Origin of the sequence: Enhydrobacter aerosaccus, assembly GCF_900167455.1 — a bacterium.
Lineage (GTDB): Bacteria > Pseudomonadota > Alphaproteobacteria > Reyranellales > Reyranellaceae > Reyranella > Reyranella aerosaccus.
Map to the genome: position 1 here is coordinate 260,442 of NZ_FUWJ01000003.1, position 12,823 is coordinate 273,264.

General features: G+C 64.6%; 12 protein-coding genes. 3 read left to right on the forward strand and 9 right to left on the reverse strand.

Features of this window, described 5'->3' with window-relative positions:
- Window position 1: 1 nt before the first annotated feature.
- The 8 genes from B5D62_RS16580 to B5D62_RS16615 form a co-directional block, all read right to left on the reverse strand.
- On the reverse strand, window positions 2-1,936 hold the full coding sequence (locus B5D62_RS16580; protein WP_085935017.1) for a dipeptide ABC transporter ATP-binding protein: 1,935 nt from the start codon (window positions 1,934-1,936) through the stop codon (window positions 2-4).
- Window positions 1,933-2,439, reverse strand: coding sequence for a hypothetical protein (locus B5D62_RS16585; RefSeq protein ID WP_085935018.1), 507 nt, complete (start codon window positions 2,437-2,439; stop codon window positions 1,933-1,935). Before B5D62_RS16585 ends, B5D62_RS16580 begins: the two co-directional genes overlap by 4 nt.
- Complete coding sequence (locus tag B5D62_RS16590) at window positions 2,436-3,197, reverse strand: polysaccharide deacetylase family protein (RefSeq protein WP_085935019.1); 762 nt, start codon at window positions 3,195-3,197, stop codon at window positions 2,436-2,438. Before B5D62_RS16590 ends, B5D62_RS16585 begins: the two co-directional genes overlap by 4 nt.
- On the reverse strand, window positions 3,194-4,246 hold the full coding sequence (locus B5D62_RS16595) for a glycosyltransferase family protein (protein WP_170920975.1): 1,053 nt from the start codon (window positions 4,244-4,246) through the stop codon (window positions 3,194-3,196). The genes B5D62_RS16590 and B5D62_RS16595 overlap by 4 nt, the downstream gene beginning before the upstream one ends.
- 77 nt (window positions 4,247-4,323) lie before the next feature.
- On the reverse strand, window positions 4,324-4,923 hold the full coding sequence (locus B5D62_RS16600; protein WP_085935021.1) for a histidine phosphatase family protein: 600 nt from the start codon (window positions 4,921-4,923) through the stop codon (window positions 4,324-4,326).
- Window positions 4,920-6,026: a glycosyltransferase family 4 protein gene (locus tag B5D62_RS16605; protein WP_085935022.1), complete on the reverse strand. Its 1,107-nt coding sequence runs from the start codon at window positions 6,024-6,026 to the stop codon at window positions 4,920-4,922. Before B5D62_RS16605 ends, B5D62_RS16600 begins: the two co-directional genes overlap by 4 nt.
- Window positions 6,027-6,090: 64 nt before the next feature.
- Window positions 6,091-7,383, reverse strand: a complete 1,293-nt coding sequence (locus tag B5D62_RS16610) for a glycosyltransferase family 4 protein (RefSeq protein WP_085935023.1) — start codon at window positions 7,381-7,383, stop codon at window positions 6,091-6,093.
- A gap of 15 nt (window positions 7,384-7,398) precedes the next feature.
- The gene (locus B5D62_RS16615) at window positions 7,399-8,673 is read right to left on the reverse strand and encodes a glycosyltransferase family protein (RefSeq protein ID WP_085935024.1); all 1,275 of its coding nucleotides are present in this window, start codon (window positions 8,671-8,673) and stop codon (window positions 7,399-7,401) included.
- A gap of 172 nt (window positions 8,674-8,845) precedes the next feature.
- Between B5D62_RS16615 and B5D62_RS16620 the strand changes: the two genes are divergently transcribed.
- Genes B5D62_RS16620 through B5D62_RS16630 form a run of 3 tightly spaced genes read left to right on the forward strand, consistent with a single transcriptional unit; the run spans window position 8,846 to window position 12,558 of the window.
- Window positions 8,846-11,560 (forward strand): ABC transporter ATP-binding protein, encoded by a 2,715-nt coding sequence (locus tag B5D62_RS16620; RefSeq protein WP_085935025.1) that lies wholly within the window; start codon window positions 8,846-8,848, stop codon window positions 11,558-11,560.
- A 49-nt stretch (window positions 11,561-11,609) separates the two neighbouring features.
- The gene (locus B5D62_RS16625) at window positions 11,610-12,059 is read left to right on the forward strand and encodes a cyclic nucleotide-binding domain-containing protein (protein WP_085935026.1); all 450 of its coding nucleotides are present in this window, start codon (window positions 11,610-11,612) and stop codon (window positions 12,057-12,059) included.
- A gap of 10 nt (window positions 12,060-12,069) precedes the next feature.
- Window positions 12,070-12,558, forward strand: coding sequence for a class I SAM-dependent methyltransferase (locus B5D62_RS16630; RefSeq protein WP_085935027.1), 489 nt, complete (start codon window positions 12,070-12,072; stop codon window positions 12,556-12,558).
- Here the strand turns inward: B5D62_RS16630 and B5D62_RS16635 are convergent.
- The gene (locus B5D62_RS16635) at window positions 12,555-12,800 is read right to left on the reverse strand and encodes a GlsB/YeaQ/YmgE family stress response membrane protein (protein ID WP_085935028.1); all 246 of its coding nucleotides are present in this window, start codon (window positions 12,798-12,800) and stop codon (window positions 12,555-12,557) included. The two genes, B5D62_RS16630 and B5D62_RS16635, sit on opposite strands and share 4 nt — an antisense overlap.
- Window positions 12,801-12,823 lie beyond the last annotated feature (23 nt).

A 12,823-nucleotide genomic window follows, 5' to 3' on the forward strand; every position in this document is an offset into this window, starting at 1 on the left:
GTCAGGCCGCCTCCCTCGTCATGCGGACATAATGGCCGGGCTCGACCTCGGTCCAATAGAGCGGAGCGGTGCCGGTGTCGGTGAAGGGCGCTGGCCACTGCTTCGGATCGGAGGCCTTGCCTTCCATCAGCGCCCGCAGGTCGAGCCGCTGGTTAGGGTCGGGGATCGGGACCGCCGAGACAAGGGCCCGGGTGTAGGGATGCATCGGCTTGCGGAACAGTTCGCCCGCGGGCGCCAGCTCGACCAGCCGCCCGGCGCACATCACCGCGATCCGGTCGGCGATATAGTCCACCACCGCCAGATTGTGGCTGATGAACAGGTAAGTGAGGCCGAGCTTCTTCTGCAGATCCTTGAGCAGATTCAGGATCTGGGCCTGGATCGACACGTCCAGGGCCGAAACGGGCTCGTCGCAGATCACCATGTCGGGGCGCAGTGCCAGGGCGCGGGCGATGCCGATTCTCTGGCGCTGGCCGCCCGAGAAGGAGTGCGGGTAACGGCTGAGCTGCCGGCGATCGAGGCCGACCAGCTCCATCAGCTCGCCCACCATCTCGCGCCGATAGGCGTCGTCCCCAACCCTATGGATCACCAGCGGCTCGACCAGGATGTCGTAAACCGTCATGCGCGGATTGAGCGAGCCGAACGGGTCCTGGAAGATGAACTGCAGCTTGGTGCGGAAGCGGGCGAGATCGTCACCCTCCAGCATCAAGACGTCGGTCTTGCGGCCCCAGTCGTCGAAGATCACCCGGCCGGCGCCTTCGTTGGGATCGGCGGAGACGCCGCGCATCAGCATCTTGCTGAGTGTGGTCTTGCCGCAGCCCGACTCGCCCACGAGTCCCAGACACTCGCCGCGCATCACGTCGAAGCTCACATCGTTCACGGCGCGCACGACCCGTGTCGCACCACCGCCCAGCAGCTGCTCCAGCAAGGTGTCGGCCTTGCGAATCTTGAAGGTCTTGCTGAGATGGCGGACCTTGAGAACCGGTGCCTTCGGGTTGAAGGTCGGGAGCGGCTTGGTTTCCGGCTTCTGCTGCAGCAGATGGCCGGTCGTCGCCTTGATTTCGCGAATGGGCGCGAGCCGCTCGTCCGGTTTCATGTCGAAGCGCGGCACGGCGTGCAACAAGGCCTTGAGATAGGGATGCTGCGGATCTCTGTAGATGTCGCGCAGGCCGCCCGCTTCCACCACCTTGCCGCGATACATGACCACGACATCATCGGCGACATTGGCGACCACGCCCAGATCGTGCGTGATCATCAGGAGCGCCATACCCAGTTCCTTCTGCAGATCCTTCATCAGACGCAGGATCTGGGCCTGGATGGTGACGTCGAGCGCGGTCGTGGGCTCGTCCGCGATCAGCAAGGCGGGACGGCACACCAGCGCCATGGCGATCATCGCGCGCTGGCGCAGCCCCCCGGACAGCTCGAACGGGTAGGTCCGCAATGCGCGCTTGGGATCGGGGAAACCCACCATGCGCAGCATGGAAATGGTGATCTCGTCGATCTCGGCCCGGCTCAGCCGGCGCGACCGCCCTCCGCTGTCGCTATGCTGGCCGTGCAGCTCCACGGCTTCGCCGATCTGATCTCCCACCGTGTGGAGCGCCGACAGCGACGTCATGGGCTCCTGGAAAATGATGGAGATCTCACCGCCGCAGATCTCGCGCATCTCCGGTCCGTGCCGGTCGAGCTTGGCGATATCGACGACCGGCGATGCGTCGCGCGGATCCTTGAACAGGATCGAGCCGGAAGTGATCTTCGCCGGTCGAGGCAGCAGTCCCATGATGGCCTGGCTGCAGACCGACTTGCCTGATCCGGATTCGCCAACCAGTGCGACGGTACCGCCCGGCGGCATGGCGAACGAGACGTTGTCGACCGCCCGGACGATGCCCTCGTGCACGCCGAACTCGACCGTCAGGTTCTCTACTCGCAGCAGATCCTTCATACTGTCTCTTCCTGGCCTGCCACGGAGATTCCCATCGACCTGAGATTGACGCGTGTTGCGTGACTGAGTTCGAGTTCGCAAGCTTCCGCCGCCTGCGCGGCACGTTCGACGATATCGTAAAATCCATCGAGGGAGGAATCGATCTTCACGGTCCGTGCACCGGCAGATCGGATCACAAGCTGCATCCAGCCGCCCGACCTGTCCCGCTTGGTCGAATAGTAGGCGAGCTTCATGCGGTCGAGGCGCCCCCACTCGATCAAGCTGCCCCATGGACCGTCCGCTGCCAACGTGTCGCCGCTCAGCACGTAGCGCGTTTTCTGACGCAGCAGCGTGCGCACGCAGAAGAGAGCGAAGACGACGAAGCCGGACGCCAGAATCAAGCCGATCCATCGCTCGACCGGCAACAGCAACAGCGGCAACCCGCACAGCAGGCAGCCGCCGACAGCCCGTATGTAATCAGCCCACAGCGAATGGCGCGGATAGCTCAGCACCAACGAGTTCAAAGGCGCGCCTCCCGTGACGCGAAAATTTTCCGCGCCGTGCGCAGCTCGACGCCCGACGTCATTCTTGCCCTTCCCATCAAGGACCTTAGGAAATCCCAACCCCTCCCGTCCATCGCAAGATGATGACTGAGGATGCCTACGGGCTCGCGCGAATTTCGCGCTGCCGCCAGCGCGCGGACGAGATCGGCCAAGGCCCTTTCCTCACCGACAAAGCCACGCCCGCCTTTCCAGTCGATCAGGTCGACATGTGCATTGACCTGGAGCAATCCGCGGACCGGTTCGGCACGGCGTCGATCGCCGAAGGTCGACAGGCCGACGAAGCCGATTTCCGGCAGAGTCGGCACCAGCCCCGGGGCGACCCGGTTCCACGGCGGCACCAGCACGGCCAGGGCACGCCCGGCAAAAAGTCTCTCCAGGGCGAGCCGTCCCGTTCCGAGTTCGCCCAGCACCTGCATGGCGGGTCGATGCGGACCCAATTCGCTCTTCTTGTCGGAATCGGGGGCGTGATTGGTGTGGGCGTAGCCATGCTGCAATATGTCGATCTCGGCTTCGTCCGACAGCCGGGCCGCCAACGCCGGTGTTGCCGCCGCCGGAACGACGGCCAATGCCAGCGGTACCTCGGTCTCTTGACGGAGAGCCAACAACCGATCGAGAGCAGGACTGAGGTCGACGGCATCATCGTCTCGCCACCACAGCACCGCCGTCTGCCCGCCGTCACGCCAGCGGGCGATCTCGTCGTCGAACGCTTGCCAAGTCATGACAGTTTCTGCCGCAAAAGCCGCACGGTCGCCTCCGCGCCACTCACATCACAAGGGGCAAAGCTTCGGATCGACGGCCCGTCAAGCGCGTTGGCAATGGCCTCGGCAAGGCGTTCCCCGGACAGCTGCTCGGCGGGCACGACCGCCACGGCGCCGCGCTCGGCCAGCAGGCGTGCCCGATCGCCTTGCTCTGTCTCGCGATCACTCGAAAAGGGAACGAGAACGGCGCGATCGGCATAGCGCAGGATGTCGATCACCGTGTTGTAACCGGCCTGGGAGATCGACAGGCTGGCATTCGACAGCAACGTCGTAAAATCGGCCCGGGCCGGCTCCACGATGATGCCATCCTCCTGCCGCAACGACAGAAGCTCGGCCTCGGGCAGGTTGCCGCCAACGAGAAGACGCCAACGACGATTAGCCAGACGACTCAAGGGGCGGGCCGCTATCGCGGCCTTGAGCAACGGGCCACCGACCGCGCCTCCCCCGACCGATACAATCACTTCGCCTTTCCCCGCATCGTCCGTTTTAGGCGGCGTGGCCGGGGACGCCACATAGCCGGTATAGACGGCGCGCGCGGCAATCTGCTCCCATCCGACGAAACTCGCGGCAAAATTCGCCATGGCGGGATCCGCATGGATCAGCACCAGATCGAAGTCGGCCAGGGTCTCGATGGTTTGGGTGACGCGCGCGGGGGAGGCCGTACGGCGCACGACGTCGCGGACCGAGGAAACGATCAGCGGTCGCGGCCGCAAGTCACGTGCTGCTTCGAGGAGCGGCACCAGCTCGAAGCGCAACTGCGTGCGCCCGAACGGAAACTGCTCGGTGATGACCACAGAGGGTGTTTCCGCTTGCAGGAGGGAAACCAGTTCCCGGGCGCGCGCCACGCGAAAGGCCTCGTCGAGCGGCGATCCGTCCAGCCGCGCCAATTCGCGCAGAGTGGCATCCCGAGCCCGAACGGGCGGAAGCTGATGCAAGCGCGCGGGCCCGAGATCGAGCGGGATCGGCGCGCCGCCAGAGACGAGCAGCACATCGAAGCCGTCTTCGGCCAAGGCACGCGCAACGATCGCGGCGCGCCGCAGGTGACCGATGCCAAGCAGGTGCTGGACGTAGAAGAAGACCCGGCGGGTCATGCGCGATCCATGTCGACGTTGGCCTGTTCGAGAGTCACATGGCCATCGCGATGGGCCCGGAACAGATGAAGCTTCTGCCAATCGAGCTTTATCGGCTGCCGTCCGGTCATGTCCCAGCCCGTGGCGAGGGCGAGAAAGGCGCGGATGACGGCCTTGTGCGAGACTGCCAGCGCCGGCTCGCTGCTTGCGGCTATATCCGATGCCCACTCGCCGAGCCGGGCCATGACTGTTCGCGGCGACTCGCCCCCCGGAGGTTCGAAATCGAGCCCGCGGCCCTCGGCATCGATGAAAGTCGCCCCCAGTGTCATACGCAGCTCGGCGACCGTGCGCCCTTCCCAGGCTCCAAAGCTCATCTCACGCAAACGCGGATCGACGACCGGTACGGCGGAGGGCTGGAGCAGTTCGGCCGTACGGCGGGCGCGTGCGAGCGGACTGCAAAAGCGCCTCCAGCCGTGTATTGGCGATGGAAGCGTCCAGGACGCCGCGATCGCTTCGCCCTCGGCGCTAAGCGGCACATCCGTCATACCCTGCAGGCGTCGGCCTTCGTTCCACGTTGTCGGGGCATGACGAAGGACGGCAAACAAGATCCCTCTCATCGCACCAACTCCAGCGCAGCGGCGAGTCTGTGCGCCGCTGCCTTCTCATCGTGGTGCTGCAGAGCCCGGCGTGCCGCTCCAGCGGCAAGACGAGTGCGCTCGCCGGGATCATCGAGCAGGCGCGCGACTGCGGAAGCGAAGGCCGCGGCATCCCCGACCGGGGTCAGCAGACCGGAAATTCCATCGGCCACAACAGCGGGCACGCCGCCCGTCCGACCAGCCACGACCGGCAAGCCGGCGGCCTGGGCCTCGATAAAGGCCATGCCATAGGCTTCGTTGACGGCGGGCCACAGGTAAAGGTCGGCGGCGGCGTACAGCGCCGGCAACTGCGCATGCGGAACGGCGCCAGCGAACCGGACGCGCGCCCCGAACGGCGCCATCAACGCCTCGACCTCTCGGCGAGCCCCGCCATCGCCAACCAGCAGAGCCTGCCACGGCCGATCGCTCAGCCAAGAAAAGGCCTGCGCCAGCACGCGATAGGAATCGAGCTTGTCGCGCGGCCGCATCATGGCGACGGTCAGCAGGAGCGGCGGCTCGTTCTTCGAGCGTATCGTCGCCGCGGCGCGGTAGGGCGTCGTATCGATGAAGGGCGGCAGCAAGATCTGGTGTACGCCTGGTTGTAGCCGGGACCTGATGCCGGGCACATCTCGCGGATTTAGGGTCAGCACGAGATCGGCAGCGGCTAAGCTCCGCTCCACGGCGCGATGGCCAAGACGGGTGGCGCCCTGCGCCCGACGAACCGAATGAGAGGCCTCGGCGATCACGTAGGGAATGCCAAGGGCCCGCGTCACCAGCGGCCCCAGCCAGTCCGGCTTGCGGTACCAGCAGTGATAGGTAAACCACAGATCGAAGCGTTCGGGATGGCGAGGTGGAAGCGATCGCCATCGAGTCACGAGACGCATCGCCTGGGCGCGAGCGCGCCGCTCGAGATCGAGATGGGCCTCGGGATCCGGAATGCCGGGGGCGACGCGACTGCCCAGCGGCGCGACCAGCCGGTGACCCAACCGCCGCAGCAACCGCGCCAATCCTTTCGCCATCTCGCGATCGCCCGAGGCAATGGGGCTATCGGGCGGTTTCAGCGGCGTGTGGAACAGCACGCGCATAGCGCCCTCTCCGGCTATCGTCTTCGTCCGGCTCGAAAAAGCCGCGCAGGATCACGCGACATCCCTACTCCGCCGCGCGCGCCTCGGGAATCTCGATCTGGGGCGTGAGGTCGGCATGGGCCGGCAGTGCCAGAGAGCGCGCGATCCAGTCCACGCCCGCCTCGTAGGAAAAGCGGGTCCGCACCACTTCGTTGGCGCGCATGCCAAACCGAGCGCGCAGATCGGGATCGCGAGCAAGCTTCTCCAGTCCGGCGGCCAGCTGATCGGGAGCAGCCGGATCGGCCATCAGGCCGTTGTCGCCGTCGGTGATGAACTCGCCGATCGCGGCCGAGCGCGTCGACAGGATGGCCATGCGCTGATAGCCGGCCTCCTGCAGGACGTTGGGCATGCCCTCGCGATCGCCATCGTCGGCCGTCTTGCTCGCCAGCACGAAGATATCGGCGCGCTGATAGGCGGCGAAGACTTCGGCCTGGGGACGCGCGCCATGCCACACGCAACGGTCGCCAATGCCGAGCTGCTCGGCCATATGCTCGAAGGAATCGCCCAGCACGCCCGCACCGATATGTTCGAAGCGCCAGTTGATATCCTTGGGCAGCATGGCGAGCGCCGCCAGCAGATCGTCATAACCCTTCTTCGCGACCCGGCGACCAACCGACAGGATCACAACGGGATCCTTCGGATCGGACCCATCGCGCCGCGACCGCTGGGCTGGCGGCATCGGCAAGTTGGCTAGATCGAGACCATGATACACGAGGCGCAGGCGCGTCTGATCGGACACCAGCTCCTTGAGTCGGCCCAGGGCATATTGGGTGCAAGTGATCAGCCAATCGATATCGGCGAGCTTGGCCCGCAGCTCCCACTCCTGGCTGGTCCAGATATCCTTAGCATGGGCCGAGGCGCTCCAGGGCAGGCCGCGCATGATCGCGGCATAGCGCGTCGCCGAGGCCGGCGTATGGATGAAGTGGGCATACATGCGCTTGATACCCGCCGGCATCTCGGCGGCCAGCACCAGGCCCTGGCCGAACCGCCTTATCCGGTTGGGCGTGCGATCGCGCACCAGATCGTGCAGGAAGCGGGCACGCGCGGCGCGATAGCCGGGCAGCTTGCGCGCCTTCCACCATGCGCGCAGGACACGCAGCGGATCGTTCTTCAAGTATTCCGGCAGATAAACGATCGGCGCCTTCACGCGCGCATGAACCGGGTGAATGGCCGGATCGGTCGGCAGGCGCAGCGAGTAGATGACCAGCTTGAGTCCGCGCGCCTCCAGTCCCGCCATTTCCTGCGCGATGAAGGTCTCCGACAGACGCGGCCAACACTTCACTACGACCGCGATCTGCGCGTCATTTCCATCTGTCATGAAACACCGATTGTTCTAGAGCTTGCTGCGCGCCGCCAAGCCATCGGATGCCGGAGTAGTCGGCGATGGCGTTTCGGGCGCGTCGACCGGCGCCGGCCCACGATGCGGCCGGGCGAGCTGCTTGGCGACGAGACGCCACACATTACCGAGGCCGTCGAGCAGCCCGGGCACGATGACGTCGCTCGGCAAGCCCTGCTGCGGGAGTTGCCGGAGCGCCGTCGCCATAACGTGTGGATCGCGTCCCTTCCCGGGATCGAGCATCTCGACAAGGCCGAGATTGCGCGCCGCCCGGGCGCGGATGAACTGCTCGAGCCTGGGCCGCGTGCGGGGCACGATGATGGCCCGCTTGTCGAAGGACAGTATCTCGCAGAACGTGTTGTAGCCGCCCATCGCCACGACGCCCGCCGCCCGCTGCATCAGGACACCCAGGTGGCTGGTAAAGGTGAGGGTGCGGATGTTGGGGAACCTGGCGGCCCGTTCCTTGAAGGCTTCGCGCGCCGTGGCCGACATGAACGGGCCGAACACGATCACCGCGCCATAAGGAATGTTCGGATCGGTCTCGTAGGCGGATACGACCCAATCCACCAGATCTTCGCCGTCGCCGCCGCCGCCGGGCGTGACCAGGATGAACGGACCGTTGATCTCCTCGACTTCGTGCGGGATGTCCGCATGCAGCGGCAGATCGCGGCGCAAATAGCCTGTGTAGATGGTCTTGTGGCGGACCGATGGCGGCAATTCGAGCCCGGCCAGGGGCTTGTTTATCTGCGGCAGTCCATAGGCCCAGATCTCGTCGTAGAGATCACGCAGGGCCGGCATCACGTTCTTGCGCTGCCATTCGACCGCGAGCTGGGCTGGATCGTCCACCACGTCGCGCAGACCGTAGATCAGAGGCGTGCCGCGACCCTTCAGCAGCTCCAGGGTCGGCACCACCTCGCCGCGCAGGCCCAGCGGCTCCTTGTCGACGATGAACAGGTCCGGCCGATAGATATCGGCCGTGTCACGGATGATGCGAGTGCGAATCTCCAGCGTATGGTCGGCACCAACCCTCAGATTGGCGGCGTCATATTCGCCGGTTATCTGCTTCACCATGCCCGGGATACGCACGAAATCGATGCCCGAACGGAACTCGTAGGACCCGATCACGGGCGATCCCGATATGATCAGGACCGAGATCGAGTTGTCGGCCTCGACGATGGCATTGGCGATCGTGCGGCAGCGGCTGACATGGCCGAGGCCGTAAGAGTCGTGACTGTAGAGCAGCACACGCTTTGACCGGCTGCTGGCGGGCATACGACGCGATCTCCCCCGTGGCCGTTGCGCGTTTGCCCCGACCGGATTTCCGTCCGACTATGCCATAAGCGGAGGCCAGCGCGAACCCCCACCGCCCGGTTCAAAAATATCGAATGTAATCAATGGACTGATCGAATATACGTGTTACAGGGCGATTGCACCTCGGGGCTCGATGCAGCGCAACCTCTTCTCATATATCTGGCGGCACAGCAGGCCCGAGCAGCTGGTCATTCTGGGTCTCGTGGTTCTGGCCCAGGTCTTCTATTTCCTGTCGCTCAGCGTGCCGAAGTCGATCGTCAACAACGGCATCACCGGCATTGCCTTCAAAGCGGCAGCGGACGTTCGCATCCTGAGGATCGACATCCCCCTGCCGGATTTCCTAGGGGGCACGATACGCCTGCTCAACGGCTTCCGGGTCGATCAGCTCCAGTATCTCGTGGTCATGAGCTTCGTCTTCCTGGTCGCGGTGATCATCAACAGCGAGTTCAAGAAGACGATCAACACCCAGAAGGGCCGGATGGGCGAGCGCATGCTGCGGCGCATGCGCTTCGAGCTCTACGATCGCATCCTGCGCTTCCCGCCGGCGCATTTTCGCAAGGTCAAGCAGGCCGAGCTGGCGACCATGATCAAGGACGAGGTCGAGCCCTTGGGCGGCTTCATCGGCGACGCCTTCGTGCAGCCGATGTTCCTAGGCGGTCAGGCACTGACGGCGATCGCCTTCATCATGATGCAGAACCTGCTTCTCAGCCTCGTGGTGATCGCCCTGCTGGGGGTGCAGATGGTGATCGTGCCACGCCTGCGCAAACCAGTCCTGGTGCTCGGGCGGCAACGGCAAATTTCAGCCCGCCTGCTCGCCGGCCGCATTGCCGAGACCGCCGACGGCGTGAGCGAGATCCATGTCCACGGTGCATCGAACTACGAGCGCGCCGATATCTCCGAGCGCCTCGGCCATATCTTCAAGATCCGGTTCGATCTCTACAACAAGAAGTTCGTCGCCAAGTTCTGGAACAACATCCTGTCCCAGGCGACGCCGTTCGCGATCTACTTGCTGGGTGGCTACTTCGCGATCACCGGCAAGATGGATGTCGGCGCGGTCGTCGGCGTCCTGCTCGCCTACAAGGACCTGCCGTCGCCGATCAAGGAGCTGATCGATTGGGATCAGCAGCGTCAGGACGTGCAGATCAAGTACGAGCAGGTGATCGACCAGTTCCAACCCGAAGGCATGATGCCGCCGGAACTGCAGGCCTTGCCCGACGGACCGCCGCCATCTCTCGGCCACGAATTCGTCCTGTCCAGCGTGACGGTGTCCGACGACGGCCGGGTCAAGCAGCTCGACTCCGTCAATTTGACCCTGGCCACGGATACCAGGCTGGCGGTGATCGGTGCGGCGAGTTCCGGCAAGGACGTGCTGGGCCAGGTGCTCGGCCGCCTGACCTTGCCGAGCAGCGGATCGATACGGATCGACGGTCAGGACTTCTTCCAGATTCCCGAATACGTCCTTGGTTCACGGGCCGGCTATATCGGCCAAGAGACTTATCTCTTCCCGCTGTCGGTGCGTGACAATCTGCTGTTCGGCCTCAAGCATCGCCCGGTGAAGCCCGCGACCTACGACGAGGAAACGCGAGCGGTTCGCGAGGCTTTCTGGCGCGAGACGGCGCGAGCCGGCAATCCGGTGCTCGATCCCAATGCCGACTGGATCGATTACGAACTCGCGGGCGCCACCGGTCCGGCCGATCTGCTGCCGCGCGTCGTCGATGTCCTCAAGCAGGTCGAGTTCGACGAGGAGATATATTCGCTGGGCTTACGTGGCGCGATCGACGGCATGCGCCGCCCGGACCTCGCCGAGAAGATTCTGGCCGCCCGCAAGGCGCTGCATGGCCGCCTGCAGGATCCGGGATATGCGGGTCTGATCGAGCCCTTCAACGCCGACAAGTACAACAAGAACCTGTCGGTGGCGGAGAACCTGCTGTTCGGCACGCCGGTCGGCCGGGAGTTCGACGGCGACAATCTGGCCGCCAATGCCTACATGCTGTCGGTCCTGAAGGATACGGGTTTGGACCAGGATTTGCTCCGCATGGGCCTTTCCATCGCGGAAACCATGGTCGAACTCTTCTCCGGCCTGTCGCCCGACAACCCGCTGTTCGAGCAATACAGCTTCATCTCCGCCGACGAACTGCCCAATGTCCGCCTGCTGCTGCAAAGACTGGGCGGCAAGGGCGTCGAGGCCGTGCCCGAGGCCGATCGGCCGAGGCTGATGACGCTCCCGCTGCGCTACATCGAGGCACGCCACCGCTTGGGTCTGATCGATGCGGCCATGGAGGAGCGGCTGCTGGCAGCCCGCCGCGAGTTTGCCGCCCACCTGCCGGACAGCCTGCGCGGCGCGGTCGAGTTCTACGATTTTGCCCGCTACAACAGCGCCGCCACCGTGCAGGACAATGTGCTGTTTGGCCGTCTCGTCTATGGCCAGGCCCAGGCCGAGGCCCGGATCGTCACTCTGATCACCACGGTCCTCACCGAACTCAGTCTGCGCGATTCGGTGATCGAGGTCGGGCTGGAGTACAATGTCGGCGTCGCCGGCAAGCGGCTCCCCGCGACCCAGCGCCAGAAACTCGGAATCGCCCGCGCCCTGATCAAGCGACCACAATTTCTGGTAGTGAACGAAGCTGTGGCAGTGTTCGACGGACGTACCCAGGATCGCATTCGCGATAATATCCTGGCGGCAACGAAAGACGGTCGGGGCGTGGTCTGGATCGCGAATCGACCGAGCCAGGCGGAAAAGTTCGACCGGGTTCTGGTGATGCAGGGAGGTCGGATCGTCGCCCACGGCGCGCCGGAAGAGCTCAAGTCGAAAGGCGGGCTCTATTGCGAGCTCGTCCAACAGGCCTAGCGGGCAACAGGCAAAGTGGGGCGTTGGGAAGCGGGGTCAGGAGGATACGATGAACCTCAACGAGGAAGTGGAGATTCTCAAGGGTGTGCCACTCTTCTCCAAGGTCGAACCGGCCAAACTCAAGCTGATCGCCTTCACGGGCGAACGAATGCACTACGCCGAAGGCCAGGAGCTGTTCCATCAGGGGGATGTGGGCGACGCCATGTATGTCATTCTGGGCGGCACGGCCGATGTGCTGCTGGAAACGCCCGGTGGCCAGATCCGGGTCGCCGAGTTAAGGAGGAACAGTTTCGTCGGCGATATCGCCATCCTGTGCGACGTGCCGCGTACCGCGACCATCCGTGCGCGCGAGCCGTTGACGACCTTGAAGATCTCCAAGGATATGTTCTATCGACTGGTCTCGGAATTCCCACAGATGGCGATCGAGATGATGCGCGAGCTGGCGCACCGCCTCGAGGACACGAATCAGAAACTTCGCGCCGCCACCAAAGCCGCCTGAACGATCCTCCATGAGCCGCCTCGACAGTTTCATCGCGCGCATGAAAGCGCAGCGCGACTGCCTGAACTTCCTCCAGCCCGAGATCGATCGCCTGCCCGGTCCCATTTTCGAAGTCGGCCTCGGCAATGGCCGAACCTACGATCACCTGCGCACGCTCTTTCCCGGCCGCGACATCTACGTGTTCGAACGGCAGGTCGCCGCCCATCCCGACTGTATCCCGCCGGAGGACCATCTCTTTCTCGGCGAAGCACGCGAGTCCATTCCACGCGCAGCGGCCCGTCTGGGTGCTACCGCAGCATTGATCCATACCGACCTGGGCACCGGAGATCATGCTGCCAACGTGGCCATGGGCGAATGGCTCGGCCCGGCGCTTGACGCACTCGCGGCTTCCGGCGGCTATGTGCTCGCCAACCAGTCTCTCAAGGTGCCGCGGTGGGAGCGCTTGCCCGAGCCGCCGGGCGTTCCTGCGGATCGCTATTTCCTCTACCGGGTTCGTTAACGGCCGCTGAACAGGCGGGCGAGGACGATCAGCACGATCGCGCCGAAGACCGAGCCGATGAAACCGGCAGTCTCGCCGGCATGATAGAAGCCGAGCGCCTGGCCGCCATAGGTCGCGAGCACCGAACCAGCGATACCAATGACGATGGTCACCAGGATGCCCTGGGGTGTCGGTCCGGGCGTTAGCAGCCGTGCGATCAGGCCGATCAGCAGACCGATCAGAAGGATTCCGAGGAACGTCATCTTTCGCCCTTTTCAAAAGCGGT

What these genes read in the sequence shown, in the direction of transcription:
- B5D62_RS16580 (WP_085935017.1), bottom strand. Translation starts at nt 1,936, where the DNA reads ATGAAGGATCTGCTGCGAGTAGAGAACCTGACGGTCGAGTTCGGCGTG.
- B5D62_RS16590 (WP_085935019.1), bottom strand. Translation starts at nt 3,197, where the DNA reads ATGACTTGGCAAGCGTTCGACGACGAGATCGCCCGCTGGCGTGACGGC.
- B5D62_RS16600 (WP_085935021.1), bottom strand. Translation starts at nt 4,923, where the DNA reads ATGAGAGGGATCTTGTTTGCCGTCCTTCGTCATGCCCCGACAACGTGG.
- B5D62_RS16605 (WP_085935022.1), bottom strand. Translation starts at nt 6,026, where the DNA reads ATGCGCGTGCTGTTCCACACGCCGCTGAAACCGCCCGATAGCCCCATT.
- B5D62_RS16610 (WP_085935023.1), bottom strand. Translation starts at nt 7,383, where the DNA reads ATGACAGATGGAAATGACGCGCAGATCGCGGTCGTAGTGAAGTGTTGG.
- B5D62_RS16615 (WP_085935024.1), bottom strand. Translation starts at nt 8,673, where the DNA reads ATGCCCGCCAGCAGCCGGTCAAAGCGTGTGCTGCTCTACAGTCACGAC.
- B5D62_RS16620 (WP_085935025.1), top strand. Translation starts at nt 8,846, where the DNA reads ATGCAGCGCAACCTCTTCTCATATATCTGGCGGCACAGCAGGCCCGAG.
- B5D62_RS16625 (WP_085935026.1), top strand. Translation starts at nt 11,610, where the DNA reads ATGAACCTCAACGAGGAAGTGGAGATTCTCAAGGGTGTGCCACTCTTC.
- B5D62_RS16630 (WP_085935027.1), top strand. Translation starts at nt 12,070, where the DNA reads ATGAGCCGCCTCGACAGTTTCATCGCGCGCATGAAAGCGCAGCGCGAC.
- B5D62_RS16635 (WP_085935028.1), bottom strand. Translation starts at nt 12,800, where the DNA reads ATGACGTTCCTCGGAATCCTTCTGATCGGTCTGCTGATCGGCCTGATC.